This is a genomic window from Streptomyces sp. NPDC005706 (assembly GCF_040631045.1).
Taxonomy (GTDB): Bacteria; Actinomycetota; Actinomycetes; order Streptomycetales; family Streptomycetaceae; genus Streptomyces.
The window spans coordinates 80,895-97,180 of the sequence record NZ_JBEXYS010000010.1 but is presented as its reverse complement, the minus strand read 5'-3'; the positions used below and the strand labels follow the sequence as shown (position 1 = coordinate 97,180).

Sequence of the window (16,286 nt, the reverse complement as noted above, 5' to 3'; positions counted from 1 at the left end):
GCCGGACGGCGCTCAGTCCCCCTCGGAGCGCTCCTGTGCTCCGGTGCTGGGGGTGATGGCGTCCGCCGCCTCGCCCCGGCTCCGCTCGTCCTCGCCGTGCCGCTCGGCCTCCTCGGCTTCGCGGAGCACCTCCTCCAGGGCCGTCTCGGGCTTCTTCCCCTGGTCGTTCCCGCCCGGCATGGCGTCTCCTTCCGTCGCCTCGACTTGATCCACTACGGGTTACCCGTCGGCGCCGTCTCAAGCGCCCCGGCGCGGGCCCGCGAGGAAGGCCCCTCCCACGCACGGCGCGGGGACGCGCCGGAGGGCCGACGGGTAGCCTCGACGCGCCGAGGGGGGCCCGCACCGCACAGTGGAGGACCGATCACCATGTCCGTCGACCTCACCGGCACCTTCCTGACCCTGGACGACGGCCGCCCGGCCGTCCGGTTCGGCCGCACCTACGACCTGCCCGCGGACCGGGTCTGGCGGCTGGTCACCGACCCCGGCGAGCTCGCCGGCTGGTTCCCCTCGCGCGCCGAGATGGACCTGCGCCCCGGGGGCACCATCCGGTTCAGCGGCGACCCGCACATGCCGGAGTCCACCGGCACGGTGCTCGCCGCCGACCCGCCCCGGCACCTCTCCTTCGAGTGGGGCGGCGACGAACTCCGCTTCGACCTGGAGGCGCAGGACGGCCGGCGCACCCGGCTCACGCTCACCGACGTCCTCACCGCGCAGGACGCCGCCGCGCGCAACGGCGCCGGCTGGGAGGTGTGCCTGGCCGCCCTGGACGCCAGGGCGCACGGCGAGCGCCCCGCGGGACCGCACGCCGGGGCGGGCGCGGCCTGGCGGGAGTTCTACGACGGCTACGTCGCGGCGGGAGTGCCGTCGGGCGCGCCGGTGCCGGGCCTGGACTGACCGCTCGGCGCGGGCCGGTCCGGGCCTCAGGCCAACTGCCTGCGCACCAGTTCGTGCAGCCGGCCCCCGGTGTCGGCGAGCAGCTCGGCGGGCGGCCCCTGCTGGATCACCCGGCCGTCCTCCATCACGATCACCCGGTCCGCGTCCAGCACCGTCGACAGCCGGTGCGCGATGACGATCCGGGTGGCGTTCAGCTTCCGGGTGCTGTCGATGACCGTGCGCTGGGTGTCGTTGTCCAGGGCGCTGGTCGCCTCGTCGAAGAAGAGGATGCGCGGCCGTCGGATCAGCGCCTGGGCGATCATCAGCCGCTGTCGCTGGCCGCCGGAGATCGCGCCGTTGCCGGCCACGATCGTGTGCAGGCCCATCGGCATCCGCTGGATGTCCTCCGCGAGGCCCGCCAGCTCGGCGGCGGCCATCGCCTCCTCCGGTGTGTACGGTTCGGTGCCGCAGATGACGTCCAGGATGGAACCGCTGAACGGCTGTGCGTGCTGGAGCACCACACCGCACTGGCGGCGCACCGCCGACTGGTCCAGCGCCGCCAGGTCCTGCCCGTCGTACAGGACGCTGCCCGAGACCGGCCGGTCGAAGCCGATGAGCAGCCGCAGCAGCGTGGACTTGCCGCAGCCGCTCGGGCCGACGACCGCCACGAACTCGCCCGGGCGGACGGCGAAGGACACGTCGTCGAGGACGAGCGGGCCGTCCTCGGCGTACCGGAACGACAGCCGGCGGGCCTCGACGGCGCCCGACAGCGGGCCGGGGCGGGTGCTGGCGGTGCGCACCTCGGGTGTGGCGTCCAGCACCGGCCTGATCTCCTCGAACAGGGGCAGCGCCGCCACCGCCGAGACGAAGGAACCGGTGAGCTGGGTGACCGAGGTCAGCACCATCGTCACCGAGGTGCTGAAGGTGAGGAACGCCGCCGCCGACATGGCGCCCCGCGCCGGTCCCGCCAGCAGCATGAACATCAGCAGAGTGCACACCGGCAGGTAGACCGCGCCCAGCACCGAGCTGAGGTTCTTGATCCGGCCCACCTTCTGCTGGAGCTCCCGGCTGCGCGCGAACTGGCGCGCCCAGGCGGCGTAGGCGTAGTTCTCCGCCGCCGCCACCCGCAGCTTGGGCAGGCCGCGCAGGGTCTGGAAGGCCTGGTTGTTCAGCTTGTTGCCGAGCACCACCAGACGCCGCTGCCAGCGCACCTGCCACAGACCGAGCCCGAGGAACACCGCCGCGATGACGACAAGCATGCCGATCGCGGCCATGGCCATCGGCGCGCTGTACCAGAACAGCAGCCCCAGGTTCATCGCGCCGACGGTCACCGACTGCGCCACCACCGGGCCGGTCCCGGCCAGCAGCCGGCGGATCGCGCTGATGCCCATCGCGGCGCTGGCGAGTTCACCGGTGGAGCGCTGGGTGAAGAACCGGGTGGGCAGCCGCAGCAGCCGGTCCCAGACGGCCGGCTGCAGCGCCGACTCGATCCGGCCCTCCATGCGCAGGATGGTCAGGTTCTCCAGCAGCGTGAACGCTGCCGACACCACCCCGCTCACCATCACCGCCAGGCACACCTGCACGATCAGGCCGGTCTGGGCCTTCGGCACGTACTCGCCGAGCACCTTGCCGGTGGCGATCGGCACCAGCGCGCCGATGGCGACCGTCACCAGCCCGGCGAGCGCCAGATTGCCCAGGTCGCCGCGCGTGCCGCGCAGGCTGAACCGCAGCAGCCCGAGCGGACCGAGCCGCCGCTCGGGCAGCGGCCGGTAGAACATCACCGCGCGCGGCTCGAACTCCTCGGCGTTCGCCTTCTCCACCGGCGTCTCGCGCCCGGTGCCCGGATGCACGGCCACATAGCCGCCGCGCCGCCACAGCAGCGCCACCGGCGCCCCGGACAGCGCCCGGTGCCCCACCAGCGGGCCCACGTTCTCCCGCCACCAGCGGCCGTCCAGGCGGACCGCGCGGGTGCGCACCCGGGAGGCGAGCGCCACCCGCTCGACCGGGTCGAGGCGTTCGCTCTCGGTGCCGCTCTGCGCGGGTGCGGCCAGCTCGATGCCGGCCGCCTCGGCCACCAGCTTGCAGGCCGCGTAGCTCGCGTCGGCGTCGGCGGCCGTCGCGGGACGGCCCGAGCGCCGGCCGATGGAGGCCAGCAGCGTCCGGTCGGCCTGGGCGCGAACCGCCTCACCGGCCTTGATCCCGGCCGCCGTACGCGTCTCGTGGGTGCGCTCGAGCTGCTCGATCCACCGGTCCAGCGCGGTCAGCAGCCGGTACTGCTGATCGACCATGCTCTGCCACAGCGCGGGGTCCATCAGCAGATCGGCGGCGGCCTCGGCGCCGTACAGCGAGCCGTACTGCACGCTGCCCGGCGGCACCTGCATCCAGAACACGTCGTCGTCCGCGGGCGCGGCGGTCCGCTCCTCGGCCATCGGCGCCTGGAAGAGGACGGACAGCCCACGGCCCACGCCGAGGGCGAGGGCGTACTCCAGGGGGCTGGTCGTGGGCGGCACGTACTGCGGGGTGCCGTACTCGTCGTACGACCAGGTCTGGGTGTGGGCGGGCTGGTACAGCTCGCGCAGGTTCACCCGGTGCAGCACGCAGTCCCGCACCGGGCGGGCCACCAGCGTGTGCTGGGGCCCGGCGACCGGGCCGAGCAGCAGCGCGCCCGCCTCGAGACGGCCCAGATGGTGCCAGTGGCCCTGCTGCTCCGCGTCCACCGCGAACAGGTCGAGCGCGCCGGCCGCGACCAGCCACAGCACCTGTGGCCCTTCGAGGTCCACCCGGCTGAAACCGGCGCAGTCGACCCGCGTGCCCAGCGAACCGAGCGCGCCGAGGACGAGGTCGCCTTCGTGCACGGACGTCATCTCACCGCTCCCTGACCAGCGCGGCGTACGCGCCACCGCGCGCCACCAGTTCCTCGTGCCGCCCGCGTTCCACGACCGTGCCGTGCTCCAGTACGACGATCTCGTCGCTGTCGCGGACCGTGCTCAGCCGGTGGGCGATCACCACGCAGGCGCAGCCGCGCCGGCGCAGGTTGTCCATCACGACCAGCTCGGTCTCCGCGTCCAGCGCGCTGGTCACCTCGTCCAGCACCAGGATGCTCGGCCGGCGCACCAGCGCCCGGGCGATCTCCAGGCGCTGCCGCTGGCCGCCGGAGAAGTTCCGGCCGTCCTGCTCGACCGCGCTGTGGATCCCGCCGGGCCGGCGCGTCACCACGTCGTACAGGGCCGCGTCCTTCAGCGCCTCGATGACCGCCTCGTCGGGGATCGACGGGTCCCACAGGGCGACGTTGTCGCGGATGGAGCCCTCGAACAGGAAGACGTCCTGGTCGACGAAGGACACAGAGGCGGCGAGCGCGCCACGCGGGATGTCCTCCAGCCGCCGGCCGTCGATGCGGATCACCCCGTCCCACGGCGTGTACAGGCCCGAGATCAGCCGGGACACCGTCGACTTGCCGCTGCCCGAGCCGCCGACCAGCGCCACCTGCCGGCCGGGGCCCACGGTCAGGTCGAACCCGGTCAGCAGCGGCTGGTCCAGCGGGCTGTAGCCGAAGGTGACGTTCTCCAGCTCGATGTGCCCGTGCAGCCGGCGGGTGGAGTCGCCCGAGCCGGGCCGCGCGTAGAGCGGGTCGGCCTGGAAGTTCTCCACGTCCTTCAGCCGGGCCACGTCGGCGGCGAAGTCCTGGATGCGGCCCGCCACGCCGTTGAGCCGGGTCAGCGGCGCGGTGAACCGGGTGACCAGCGCCTGGAAGGCGACCAGCAGACCGACCGAGATGTGCCCCTCGACGGCCCGCATGCCGCCGATCCAGAGGATCAGCGCGCTGTTGAGCGTGGCGAGCGTCGGCGCGACCACACCCAGCCAGGCGCTCGGCACGCCGAGCCGCTGCTGCTCCTCCAACGTGGTGGCGTGCTGCCCGGCCCACTTGCGGAAGTAGCCGTCCTCGCCGCCGGTCGCCTTCATCGTCTCGATGAGCTGCAGCCCGGAGTACGAGGTGTTGGTGAGCCGGGCGGTGTCCGCGCGCAGCTTCGCCGTCCGGGTCGCCCGCAGCCGTACCACCAGCCGCATGGCCACCACGTTCAGCAGGGCCACGCCGATGCCGACGAACGTCAGCTGCGGGTCGTAGGTGTACAGCAGCACGGCGTACAGCACGACCACGATGGCGTCCACGCCGGCCGCCGCGAGGTCGCGGGCCAGGGTCTCGGCCACCTGGTCGTTGGACTGCAGCCGCTGGACCAGGTCGGCCGGGGAGCGCTGGGAGAAGAAGGTGACCGGCAGCCGCAGCAGATGACGCAGGAAACGGGCGCTGGAGAGCGTGGAGGAGATGATCCGGCCGTGCAGCAGGTTGGCCTGCTGGAGCCAGGTCAGCACCAGGGTGAGCGCGACGCAGGTGGCCATCGAGGCGAACAGCACGCCGAGCAGCGAGGTCTGTCCGCCGATGAGGAACATGTCGATGTAGGTGCGGCTGAGCGCAGGCACGGCCGCGCCGACCGCCACCAGCAGCAGGCTGGCCAGCACGGCGGCCGGCAGGGTGCCCGCGGTGCCGCGCAGCCGGGCCGGCATCGCGCCGAGCACGCCGGGCCGGCGGCCGCCCCTGGTGAAGTCCTCGCCCGGCTCCATCACCAGCACCACACCGGTGAAGCTGCCGTCGAACTCCTCCATCGGCACGAACCGGCGGCCCTTGGCGGGGTCGTTGATGTACACCCCGCGGCGGCCGAAGCGGCGGCCCATGCCGTCGTAGACGACGTAGTGGTTGAACTCCCAGAAGAGGACGGCCGGCGCCTTCACCTCGGCGAGCGCCGCCAGGTCCATCTGCATGCCCTTGGCGGTCAGCCCGTAACCGCGCGCGGCCTTCAGCAGGTTGCTGGCGCGCGAGCCGTCGCGGGAGACACCGCAGGCGATGCGCAGCTCCTCCAGCGGGACGTGCCGGCCGTAGTGGCCGAGCACCATCGCGAGGGAGGCGGCGCCGCACTCGACGGCCTCCATCTGGAGCACGGTGGGCGTACGGACGGTGCCGCCGCGGGGCTTGGGGACGGGCCTGCGGGCCGGGGCGGCCCGTCTGCGGCCGCGGGATTCCGTCTGCGTGGTCACGGGAGCAGCCAATCGACGGGACGCTGGTCGGCCAGCTTGATCGAACCGGAGGCGAGGGTCATGGAGTCGAGCCGGTACGGCGGCCCCTCCGCGGACGACCAGCGGTAACCGCTCCTCGTCGACGCCGACCTGTCCAGTGCGACCAGCACCGCCACCGGGCGGCCCTTCCGGGTGAACTGCTCGCCGAGCTGGCTGTCGCCGAGGAACGCGGCGATCGACTGCGGGGACTGCGCGGCACGGTCCACCGACTTCACATGCCCGCGCAGCACGCCGTACCGCTGTGTCGGCACGGAGGACACGGTCAGGTCGACCGGGGCGTGCGCCGGGATGGCGGCCGCGTTCTCGGCGGGGACGTACACGGTCGCGTACAGCGGGTCCGAGGTGTGGGCGATCTTCTCCACGGAGGCCACGTCGGCGCCGGTCTGGACGATCTGCCCGATGGTGGCGGCGAGCGCGGTGATCCGGCCCGCGGCGACGGTGCGCACCACCGTGTCGCCCTGGCCCGTGCGGACCTTGAGGACGGGCGCGCCGGCCGGCAGCCGCTCGCCCTGTTTCGCGAGCACGGCCGTGACCTGGCCGGCCACGGGGCTCTGCAGCAGGTAACTGCCCTGCCCGTGGGTCAGGACGGCCTGCGCGGCGACGGTGGAGGCGACCGAACCGGTCACCGCCCACACGGAGGCCGCCGCCATGACGACGACGGTGACGCCGAGCGCGAGCCAGCCCTGGGGGCGGGCCAGCCGCACCGGAAGGTCCAGCTCCTCCGGCGACTGGAGCTTGGCGAGGGCCTGTTGGCGGAACTGCACGGAACTTCCCTCACCCGAGGAGAGACATCGTTTACGACGAGACCGCGGGTGCCGCGGCGGGACCGTCGGTCCGGTGCGGGCACCCGAGAGTCCCGGAGCCGGGGGGCGGCTCCGGGACTTCGGTTACACCGAGGTGCGATCAGAGACCGGCGACGAGGCCGGTGACCGGGGCGGTGTTCAGGCCGGTGACACCCTCGACGGTGCCGACGGCGGTGTCCACCAGGCCGGCGACCGGGGCGATGCCGTTCAGGGCGCCGGTGGCGGTGTTGAGGGCGTTCACGGACAGACCGCCGGAGACGTTGTCCAGCTCGGCGTCCGAGATCTCGACGGTCTCAACCTGGGGGGTGGAGTTCATGGTGGAACTTCCCTTCGTATGGATATTCATAAGGGGGAAGCGGCCCCCTCTGGGGACAGACGGACGGCCGCGACCGCGAGCTGCGAACCTCCGTTTCCGGAAGCCCGGGGAATGCCCGCGGTGCGAAGGATCAAAGCACGCCCGCAGCGCTGGCTTCCAATCAAACAGGCTTCTCACCTGGGCACTTGGCGCGCCAAGGGGCTCAACGGTGCAGGTTTGCGCACGCCGTGTAGGCCACTCCTTCACATGCCGCACGGCATCGGCGCGGCCATGTCCTTGCCCGCCGGGCGGCGAATCCGGCACTCCGCGCCAAAGGCGTACCCGGGGGGCGCGCGAATGTGCAGATACGGCGGCGGCGGTGACGTGCTTGGGCATTCGATGTGCAGATTCCCTGAAGCAGGGATTCCGGTACGTGTACGGAACTGACCGTTACCGGTCGGTAGCCGAGTGTGCCGATCCGGAGGCGCGCGGAGTACCGGCCCGGGAACGCACGGACCGTCAGCCCAGCAGCGCGTAGACCGTGCTCGCGCGCGCCGCGAGCGCGCCCGACTCCGCGTCGCCCAGCGTGATGTCGGCGAACGCCGTCCGCCGGCCCAGCTTGGTGAGCACCGCCTCGATCCGGACGTCCGAACCGGTCACCGCGCGCTGGAAGGACGTCGACTGCTGCACGGTCGTCATCGGCACGAAGCCGCCCCGCGCGGCCGAGACCGCGATCACCGTGGCCGTGTCGGCCGCCGCCATCAGCGCCTGCCCCGACAGCCCGCCGCCCTCCCGGGCCAGCCGCTCCGACCAGGGCAGCCGCAGCACCGCGCGGTCCTCGCCCAACGACTCCACCACCAGCCTCAGTTCGAGGACCCAGGGGGCGAAGCAGGTGGAGAGGATCTTGTCGGCTTCGGCGATGGTCATCGTCATGTGGGCGATTGTTCCCGCCCCGGCGCCACGACACGCGCGACGTGGCCGATTCACCGCCGTGGCACGGGAGTCGGCAACCGGAATTGAACGCACCGCGTGACCCGCCCGTACCTGTTGCCATCCAGGCGCCCCGAACGACTGCCCGACAGCGGCAGACTCCCCGTCCCCAGGAGGTCGAGAAGTTTGAGTCACAAGCGAATGCCCAAGCGCAAGGCCGCGATAGCGGTGGGCGGTGTCGCGGCGCTCGGCGCGGCGGCCCTCCTGCTGCCCAACGCCAACGCTTCCCAGGACAAGGCCTCGGGCACCGCAGGCACCGCCAGGACCCTGAAGGCCGCGGACGCCTCGGATCTCGCCGCGCAGCTGCAGAAGGCGCTCGGCGACGCCCTCGCCGGGTCCTACTACGACAGCTCCAAGCAGCAGCTCGTCGTCAACGTGGTCAGCGGCGACGAGAACGTGATCGTCCAGGCGGAGAAGGCCGGCGCGGCCGTACGCCAGGTCGACAACAGCACCGCCGAACTGCAGTCCGCCGCACGGACCCTGAAGAGCAGGGCCACCGTCCCGGGCACCGCCTGGGCCGTCGACCCGCGCACCAACAAGGTCGTGGTCACCGCCGACTCCACCGTCACCGGCGCCAAGTGGGACCGGGTCCAGTCGACCGTGCGCGGTCTCGGCTCCGGCATGGCCACCCTGAAGAGGTCCGCCGGCTCCTTCAAGACCTTCGTCTCGGGCGGCGACGCCATCTTCTCCCAGGTGCAGGGCGGCAACGTGCGCTGCTCCCTCGGCTTCAACGTCACCGCCTCCGACGGCAGCCCGGCCTTCCTGACGGCCGGTCACTGCGGGGTGGCGGCCAAGCAGTGGTCCGACTCCCAGAACGGGCAGCCCATCGCCACCGTGGACCAGGCCACCTTCCCCGGCGAGGGCGACTTCTCGCTCGTCAAGTACGACGACCCGAACACCCAGGCACCCAGCGAGGTCAACGCGGGCAACGGCCAGACGGTGCAGATCAACCAGGCGGCGGACGCCACGGTCGGCCAGACCGTGTTCCGGATGGGCTCCACCACCGGGCTGCACAACGGTCAGGTGACCGGCCTCGACGCCACCGTCAACTTCCAGAGCGAGACCGACCCGAACGGCGTCGACACCGTCACCGGCCTCATCCAGACCAACGTCTGCGCCGAGGCGGGCGACAGCGGCGGCTCCCTGTTCACCCAGGACGGCGGCGCGGTCGGCCTCACCTCCGGCGGCAGCGGTGACTGCACCAGCGGCGGCGAGACCTTCTTCCAGCCGGTCACCGCAGCCCTGCAGGCCACCGGCGCCACCCTCGGCGACGGCGGCAACGGTGCGGGCGGCCAGGCGGGCGCGGGGGACCAGTCGGGCGCCGGCGCGGGTGACCAGGCCGGCGCGGGTGACCAGGCGGGTGCCGGTGACCAGGCCGGTGCCGGCGCGGGTGACCAGGCGGGTGCCGGTGACCAGGCCGGTGCGGGCGCGGGTGACCAGGCGGGTGCCGGCGACGGCTCGGGCACCGGTGACCAGGCGGGCGGCGACCAGATCGGCGGCGGCGCCGACCCGTCGGCCACGGCGGGCGGCGACCAGAGCGGTACGGGCGAGGGCGCCGGCGCCGGTGACGGGTCCGGCGCGGGCGACGGGTCGTCCTCGGCCACCGGGTCCCACTGACCCTCACCGGGTCCCGCCGAGCCGTGCCGGGACCACCGAGCCGCACCACGACTCCCTGACCGGCCCACAGCGGTTCCGGCCGGCCGGGGACGGTCCGGCCCTCCGGCGGGAGGGCCGGACCACGGCCGTCCCGGCACCGGGGACCCGGCCGCCGGCACGGCGAGCGCGGCTCAGCCGCAGTCGTGGGCCCTGAGCAGCAGCACCGCCACGTCGTCCATCCGCTTGCGCGCCGCCGCGCTGTGCCGCACCAGTTCGTCGGCCAGCTCCTCCAGCGGCCGGCCGCCCACCTCGCCGAGCAGCGCGCCCAGGTCGACCAGGGAGTCCTCGATGTCCACACCGGGCGACTCCACCAGACCGTCCGTGTACAGCGCGAGGACCGAGCCGGGCGTCAGGGACACCTCGGTCGTCGGGTACGTGGCGGAGGCGTCGATGCCCAGCAGTGGGCCGCCGGCCAGGTCCAGCACCCGCACCCGGCCGTCCGGGCGCCTGAGCAGGGGCGGCGGATGCCCGGCGCGGGCCATCACGGCCCGGCCCCGGGCCGGATCCAGGCGCAGGTACAGGCAGCTCGCGAACAGTTCGGCGCCGAGGTCGATGAGCAGCCGGTTGGTGCTGCTCATCACCTCCTCGGGCGGCTGCCCCACCGTGGTGTAGGCACGGACCCCGGTGCGGATCTGTCCCATCAGCGCGGCCGCCGTCACGTTGTGGCCCTGTACGTCCCCGATCACCGCCGCCGCCCGCGGCCCGGTCGGCACCAGGTCGTAGAAGTCGCCGCCGATCTCCATGCCCTGGGTGGCCGGCAGATACCGGGCGGCCGCCTCGATGCCGGGCAGGCTCGCCAGCGAGTGCGGCAGCAGGGACTCCTGGAGCCCCTGCGCCAGCCGGTGCTTGGCGTCGTACAGCAGGGCGCGCTCCAGCGCCTGCGCGATGAGACCGCCGAGGCTCGTCAGCACCGCCCGCTCGTCGGCGGGGAAGACCCGCGGTTCGGCGTAGGCCAGCACACAGGTGCCCACCGGCCGTCCGGACGCGATCAGTGGCAGGAACGCCCAGGCCGCGTAGCCGTCCGGGGTCCGCTGCCGGCTGGGGTACAGCCGCTCCAACTGCTCCTGGGTCTCGAAGAACGCCGGCACGCCGCTGCTCAGGACGTGGGTGCCCGGGGTGCGCTCGCTCAGCGGCAGGCCGTTGAAACGCTCCACTACATGCGGGTCCGGGTACCCGCGGTGCCCCAGCACGTGCAGTCGCCCGCCCTGGGAGCCGAGGATCACCAGCGCCTGGCTGCCGACCGCGGGGGACACCTCGTCGGCGACCATCTGCACCACGTCGTGCACCCCGACCGCCTCGGTCAGCGCCCCGGCCAGGCTGAGCACCTGAGAGATCGTCACCAGCCGGGAGGGTCCCGGTCCCGGCGCCGGCTGCGGCGCCTCCCGGGTGATCTCCGCGACCGCCCGGGCCCGGGTGATCCGCACGCTCAGCCCGGTCGTGCTCGGGTACAGCCGGAACGACAGCCACTCGCCCGGCGGGCGCAGCGCCACGAACGACGCCACCTGCTGGCTGATCAGCGCGGCCCGGTAGCGGTCCTCGTACACCGGGTCGTTCAGCCAGGGCACCGACACCCACGGCTGCGTGCCCAGGAGTTCGGCCGCGGGCCTGCCGAGCAGCTCGGCGGCCGCCGCGTTGACGAAGCCGACCCGGCCGTGCAGGTCCAGCGACACCAGCCCGTACGGCAGCCGGGCCACCATCCGCGCCGCCTCCACCGAGCCCAGCGTGCCCGCCACCCCCGACACCGGCGCCGCCAGCAGATCTGCCTCGGGAAGCAGCGTCAGGTTCTCCTCGGCGGCCCGGGCCAGCCGCAGCGCCAGCCGTTCGCAGCCGGCGGTCAGTCTCTCCCGCTCCGGGTCGGACAGCTCCGGCGGATGCACCCCGGGCCAGGTCACGAACACGGCGCCGAACACGGTGTCGGCCGTCGCCACCGGCGCCGCGGCCAGCGCGAACGGGTACGGCAGCACCACCGAGATGCGCGGATAGCGGCGCGCCATCTCCTCCTCGCCGCTCACCCACACCAGCCGGCGCTCGCGCACCGCGTCCGCCACCGGGATCGGCGCGTGCACCCCGACCCGCTCCCACGGCGCCGCGAACGCGCGGGGCATGCCCGCCATGACCGCCATCTCCAGCACCGGCTCGGAGTGACGCAGCAGGTAGACCGCGCCGGAGTGGGCGCGCAGGTCCTCCAGCATCGCGGCCAGCGCGAGCGACAGCAGCGGCCGGCCGGCCGATGTGCCGGCCACCTCCGGTGTCCGCCCGGCCCCTGGCCCGTCGGGCACGCCGACCACCTCCTCGTACGGCCGCGCGTCGCCTCCCGGGATCAAGGCTGCCCCGTGGGGGCGCCGCGCGCACGGCGAACGTCCCCGAGACCCCGCTCCCGTCCCGGCGCGGCGGATGCCTTCGTTTACCCCGGCCGGTCGTCTCCATGCGCCGGCGCCGGCCGGGGCGCGTGAGCCGGGGCGGCGGGCGAGGTGCCGGGGGAGAGCCGGTACGGAGGGGGAGGTGCCCGGGACGGAGGGCGAGGTGGCCGGGCGTCGGCCCGGGATGGTGGGCGAGGTGGCCGGGCCGTCGCGCCGGGCGCCTTGGCGGCCTCAGGTGCCGTCCGGCCGCGGCGCACGGGCGTTCCCCCATCGTGCGCCGCCGCGGGCCGGGCGTGCGTTCCGCGAGGCTGCCGCGTCCCGACCCGCCTTGTTCGGGCGTGTCGCGGTCCCCGGCCGGGACGCGCGGCTCGCCGGGAGAAGCACGGGCGATGTGCCAGTGCGCCAAGTGCGCCCCCGTCGCGCCATGATGGCCGAATCTGTGCGCAGGGCGCGTTGTCCCGCCTCCTGAGCGGTCGAACGGGTGACGGCGGCGCGGTGCCCGCCGCGGTGCGTGCCGGCCGTGGGTGGCGCTCGGCACGGCGTGTCGCGACACCGCCCCGCCGACGGACCCTGAAGCGTATGTCAGTCGTATCATCATCCCAGTTCAGGAGGGGTGCCGACCGGTCCGCCGGACGGCCGGGCCGGCGCCGGCCGGGCGTGGCCGACAGGCGGTCGGCGTGTCCGCCGGCGCACCGGCGGATTTCTTTTCCGACGCGTGCGGTTTACGTCTGCGGGGCCGGGGCACACGCGGTGCGACGTTCGCCCGGCCCTCGCGTGCGGGGGGCGGCGCGAAGTGGCCGAGCAGTGACGCAAAAGCACCGGCAGAGTACGCTCCGTTCAACTTCAGGGGGTTGCTTGCTTGTGACTCGCCGTGAAGACTGTGGCCGAGTTTCATGGAAACGAAGGTGTCGTGCCGCGCACGTCATGCCAATCGTCGGGCGGCATGGGCTGCGAGTGCGTATATTCACACCTCGTTTCGGACGGCCGGAGGCTGGGAGCCTCACTGCCCGTTCAGGAGCCGGGAGGGTCCCGCGCGATCGCTGCGCGGGAGGTATCGCCGAGGGGGATGGGTGATGTCGGAAATGTGCGTCGCAAGACGAGGCTCGCTGTGGAGCCGGAGCAGGGGCCGGCCGTGCGGCGGCCGTGTTCCGCACCGCATGTGCTGAGGGCCGAGGACCGGCTCCGCACGGAACCGACGCCGGCTGTACGTGCCGCCTTGCGTGCGGAGGGCCTCGCCGGCCGCGCGCCGCTCTCGTCCGATGTTCCGTACACGACGGCACAGCCGTGCCCCCGACCGCCCGCGGCCCCGACCGCCCGGGTGCACCACGCCCCAGCGCGCGTGACTCCGCCATGCCCGCACGCGCCACCCGCAAGCAAGGAGAAAAGGTGACAACTGAGCAAGTGACGGGGGAACGCCTTCTCTTGGAAGGATTACCCGACCGCTGGCGCGGCTTACGCGAGGCCGGATCCGTGCGGTACGACGAGACGCAGCGGGTCTGGCAGGTGCTGGACCACGAGACCGTGTCCACCGTGCTCGCCGACCCGGCGACGTACTCCTCCGACCTCTCCGCCCTGGCCCCCACCCAGCCCGACTTCGAGACCTTCACCAGGGGCAACTTCGTCGGCATGGACCCGCCGGAGCACCGCAAGCTCCGCACCCTGGTGAGCCAGGCGTTCACCCCGCGCGTCGTGCAGGGACTCGGCCCCCGCATCGAGGCCGTCTGCGACCGGCTGCTGGACGCCGTCGCCGACCGCGACCGGTTCGACCTGGTCGACGCGCTGGCCTATCCGCTGCCCATCATCGTGATCGCCGAACTGCTCGGCATCCCGGCCGAGGAACACCGGCTCTTCCAGGAGTGGGCGAGCGTCCTGTTCGGCGGCGACCAGCTCGGCGAGGCGCCCGACATGGCCGACCTCGAGCGGGCGCTGGAAGCCATCGCCCCCACCGTGCGCGAGATGAACGGCTACATGCTGGAGCACATCCGCGCCCGCCGTGCCGACCCCGGCGACGACCTCACCAGCAGACTCATCGCCGCCGAGGTGGACGGCGTCCGTCTCGCCGACCAGGAGATGGTGGGCTTCGTGGCCCTGCTGCTGGTGGCCGGGCACATCACCACGACCGCGCTGCTGGGCAACGCGGTCGTCATGTTCGACCGGCACCCCGCCACCGACGCCGCGCTGCGCGCCGACCCGGCCGGCATCCCGGCCGCCGTCGAGGAGGTGCTGCGCTGGCTGCCGCCCTTCCCGGAGCTGGGCCGCCGGGTCACCCGGCCGGTGGTCCTCGGGGGCAACGAGATCCCGGCCGACACGATGCTGATGGCGCATCTGGGCGCCGCCAACCGGGACCCCTCCCGCTTCGCCGCACCCGACGTCTTCGACGTGACCCGGAGCCCGAATCCGCATCTGACCTTCGGGCACGGCATCCACTTCTGCTTCGGCGCGCCGCTGGCCCGGCTGGAGGCGCGAATCGCTCTTCACAAGTTGCATGAACGATTCCGCGCGCTGGTGATCCCCTCCTACGAGGACGTCGTCCACCAGAACCCGGCCGTCATCGTCGGCGTACGGCAGCTGCCCGTCGAGGTCGGCAGACCGTAGCTCCCCGGCGCCCGAGGCGTCCCGGGCCGGCCCCCACACCGCTCGTGCGGGCCGGACCGGCAACACCCGCACATGAGACCCACTCAACGGGAGTCCCCTTCTCATGCCGTACACCACCCCCGCCGCTCCGGCCGCTTCCCGGACGCCGTCCCTGTTGCACCGGGAATTACAGAGCCGCCTCGACGCCCTCGCCCGGATCCACCGGGTGCCCGGCGCCCAACTAGCCCTGGACACGGGCGCCGACGTCGTCACCGTGCACACCGGTACGGCCGACGTCACGACCGGCAGCCCCTTCACCGCGGACACCGCGGTCCCGCTGGGATCGCTCACCAAGCCCTACACCGCCGCCCTCGTCATGCTCCTGGCCGACGACGGCGACCTCGACCTGGACGATCCCGCGGCCGAGCACCTCCCCGAACTCCGCGACACACCCGAGGTGACGGTCCGTCAACTGCTGAGCCACACCGCCGGACTGCCCACCGGACCCGATTCCGACACCGCCGCCGCGACCACCGCCGCGCGCTACCTGACGACCGTCTGCACCGACCGTGACCTGCTGTTCGCGCCGGGGACCGACTTCTCCTACTCCAACGCCGGGTACGTGGCCGCCGGACGGCTGGTGGAGACGGTGACCGGCATGCCGTGGTCCGAGGCCGTCCGGGCGCTGCTCCTCGAAGCCCTCGACGTCCTGCCCGCGTTCGTCGGCGACGCCTCGCCCGTCCGTCCGGTGGCCGCGGGACACGCCGTCAACACCGCCACCGGGCAGGCCGTTCCGGCCCGCCAGAACCTGGCGCCGCTGGAGGCGCCGGCCGGTGCGCTGCTCGCGAGCGCCCGGGACCTGGCCGCGTTCGGCAACGCGCTGACCGGCCGCTCGGACCTGCTGCCGCCCGCCGTCGTCAAGGAGATGCGCCGGGCCGAGACCGCCGCCCGTCCGGGCACGCTCGCCGACGGCTGGGGCACCGGGCTCGCCCTGTACCAGAGGGACGGCCGGGTCTGGTGCGGACATGACGGAAACGCCCAGGGCACGTCCTGCCATCTGCGGGCCGACCCGGAGAGCGGCGTGGTGGTCGCCTTCACGGGCAACGCCGGGGGCGCCACCGCGCTCTGGCGCGACCTGGCCGAGGAACTGGGCCGGCTCGCCGGCATCCGGGTGCCCGCCGGAACGGACGTCGTGGACCGGGGCGGGGCCGTCCACCTGCCCGACTGCGCGGGCACCTACCGCAACGGCACCACGACCTACCGCATAGAGCCCGGACCGGACGGCACGCCGGCCCTGTCGGTGGACGGCGACCTGCCCCTTCCGCTGGTCTGCTACGCCGACCTCTCCTGCGATCTGCGCGATCCGGCCACCGGGCGCCTCGAACCGGGAGGCCGGTTCCACCGGGATCCGGCCACCGGCCGGGTCGACCGGGTCCAGATATCCGGACGCACGGCGCGCCGTATGGACGACGGCTGAGCCACGGTCGCCACCGGCACCCGGTTCCGAGTCCGCCAGGCTCGGTGGCCGTCGCCAGGGGCGCCGGCACCGGCGGGCGGACGCGGCCGATCCGTGTCCGGCCGGTCAGCGCCGCCGATCCGGCCGGTACT

General features: G+C 73.6%; 11 protein-coding genes. 4 read left to right on the top strand and 7 right to left on the bottom strand.

What is annotated here, in order from left to right:
- Positions 1-12: 12 nt before the first annotated feature.
- Complete coding sequence (locus ABZ478_RS18645) at positions 13-180, bottom strand: hypothetical protein (RefSeq protein WP_359550623.1); 168 nt, start codon at positions 178-180, stop codon at positions 13-15.
- A 186-nt stretch (positions 181-366) separates the two neighbouring features.
- Here ABZ478_RS18645 and ABZ478_RS18640 point away from each other — a divergent pair, with 186 nt between their 5' ends.
- Entirely contained in the window at positions 367-894 is a 528-nt protein-coding gene (locus ABZ478_RS18640) for an SRPBCC family protein (protein ID WP_359550621.1), read from the top strand.
- 26 nt (positions 895-920) lie between these two features.
- Here the strand turns inward: ABZ478_RS18640 and ABZ478_RS18635 are convergent, their stop codons facing one another.
- The 5 genes from ABZ478_RS18635 to ABZ478_RS18615 all read right to left on the bottom strand — a co-directional run bounded on the left by ABZ478_RS18635 (position 921) and on the right by ABZ478_RS18615 (position 8,031).
- A complete protein-coding gene (locus ABZ478_RS18635; RefSeq protein ID WP_359550619.1) occupies positions 921-3,737 on the bottom strand; it encodes an NHLP bacteriocin export ABC transporter permease/ATPase subunit in 2,817 nt (938 codons plus the stop codon).
- 1 nt (position 3,738) lies between these two features.
- Positions 3,739-5,961, bottom strand: a complete 2,223-nt coding sequence (locus ABZ478_RS18630) for an NHLP family bacteriocin export ABC transporter peptidase/permease/ATPase subunit (RefSeq protein ID WP_359550617.1) — start codon at positions 5,959-5,961, stop codon at positions 3,739-3,741.
- Positions 5,958-6,764, bottom strand: a complete 807-nt coding sequence (locus ABZ478_RS18625) for an HlyD family efflux transporter periplasmic adaptor subunit (protein WP_359550615.1) — start codon at positions 6,762-6,764, stop codon at positions 5,958-5,960. The genes ABZ478_RS18630 and ABZ478_RS18625 overlap by 4 nt, the downstream gene beginning before the upstream one ends.
- A 139-nt stretch (positions 6,765-6,903) precedes the next feature.
- Complete coding sequence (locus tag ABZ478_RS18620; RefSeq protein WP_359550612.1) at positions 6,904-7,119, bottom strand: type A2 lantipeptide; 216 nt, start codon at positions 7,117-7,119, stop codon at positions 6,904-6,906.
- Between the two features lie 498 nt (positions 7,120-7,617).
- On the bottom strand, positions 7,618-8,031 hold the full coding sequence (locus tag ABZ478_RS18615; RefSeq protein WP_359550610.1) for a PaaI family thioesterase: 414 nt from the start codon (positions 8,029-8,031) through the stop codon (positions 7,618-7,620).
- Positions 8,032-8,229: 198 nt separating this feature from the next.
- Between ABZ478_RS18615 and ABZ478_RS18610 the strand changes: the two genes are divergently transcribed.
- A complete protein-coding gene (locus tag ABZ478_RS18610) occupies positions 8,230-9,705 on the top strand; it encodes a S1 family peptidase (RefSeq protein WP_359550865.1) in 1,476 nt (491 codons plus the stop codon).
- Positions 9,706-9,875: 170 nt separating this feature from the next.
- Here ABZ478_RS18610 and ABZ478_RS18605 read toward each other — a convergent pair whose 3' ends face one another.
- On the bottom strand, positions 9,876-12,023 hold the full coding sequence (locus tag ABZ478_RS18605) for a SpoIIE family protein phosphatase (RefSeq protein WP_359550608.1): 2,148 nt from the start codon (positions 12,021-12,023) through the stop codon (positions 9,876-9,878).
- A gap of 1,551 nt (positions 12,024-13,574) precedes the next feature.
- Between ABZ478_RS18605 and ABZ478_RS18600 the strand changes: the two genes are divergently transcribed.
- Both ABZ478_RS18600 and ABZ478_RS18595 read left to right on the top strand, forming a co-directional pair.
- The gene (locus tag ABZ478_RS18600; protein ID WP_359550605.1) at positions 13,575-14,699 is read left to right on the top strand and encodes a cytochrome P450; all 1,125 of its coding nucleotides are present in this window, start codon (positions 13,575-13,577) and stop codon (positions 14,697-14,699) included.
- A 103-nt stretch (positions 14,700-14,802) separates the two neighbouring features.
- Positions 14,803-16,155 carry a serine hydrolase domain-containing protein gene (locus ABZ478_RS18595; protein ID WP_359550603.1) on the top strand — a complete coding sequence of 451 codons (1,353 nt, stop codon included), beginning with the start codon at positions 14,803-14,805 and terminating at the stop codon, positions 16,153-16,155.
- The last annotated feature ends 131 nt before the right edge of the window (positions 16,156-16,286 follow it).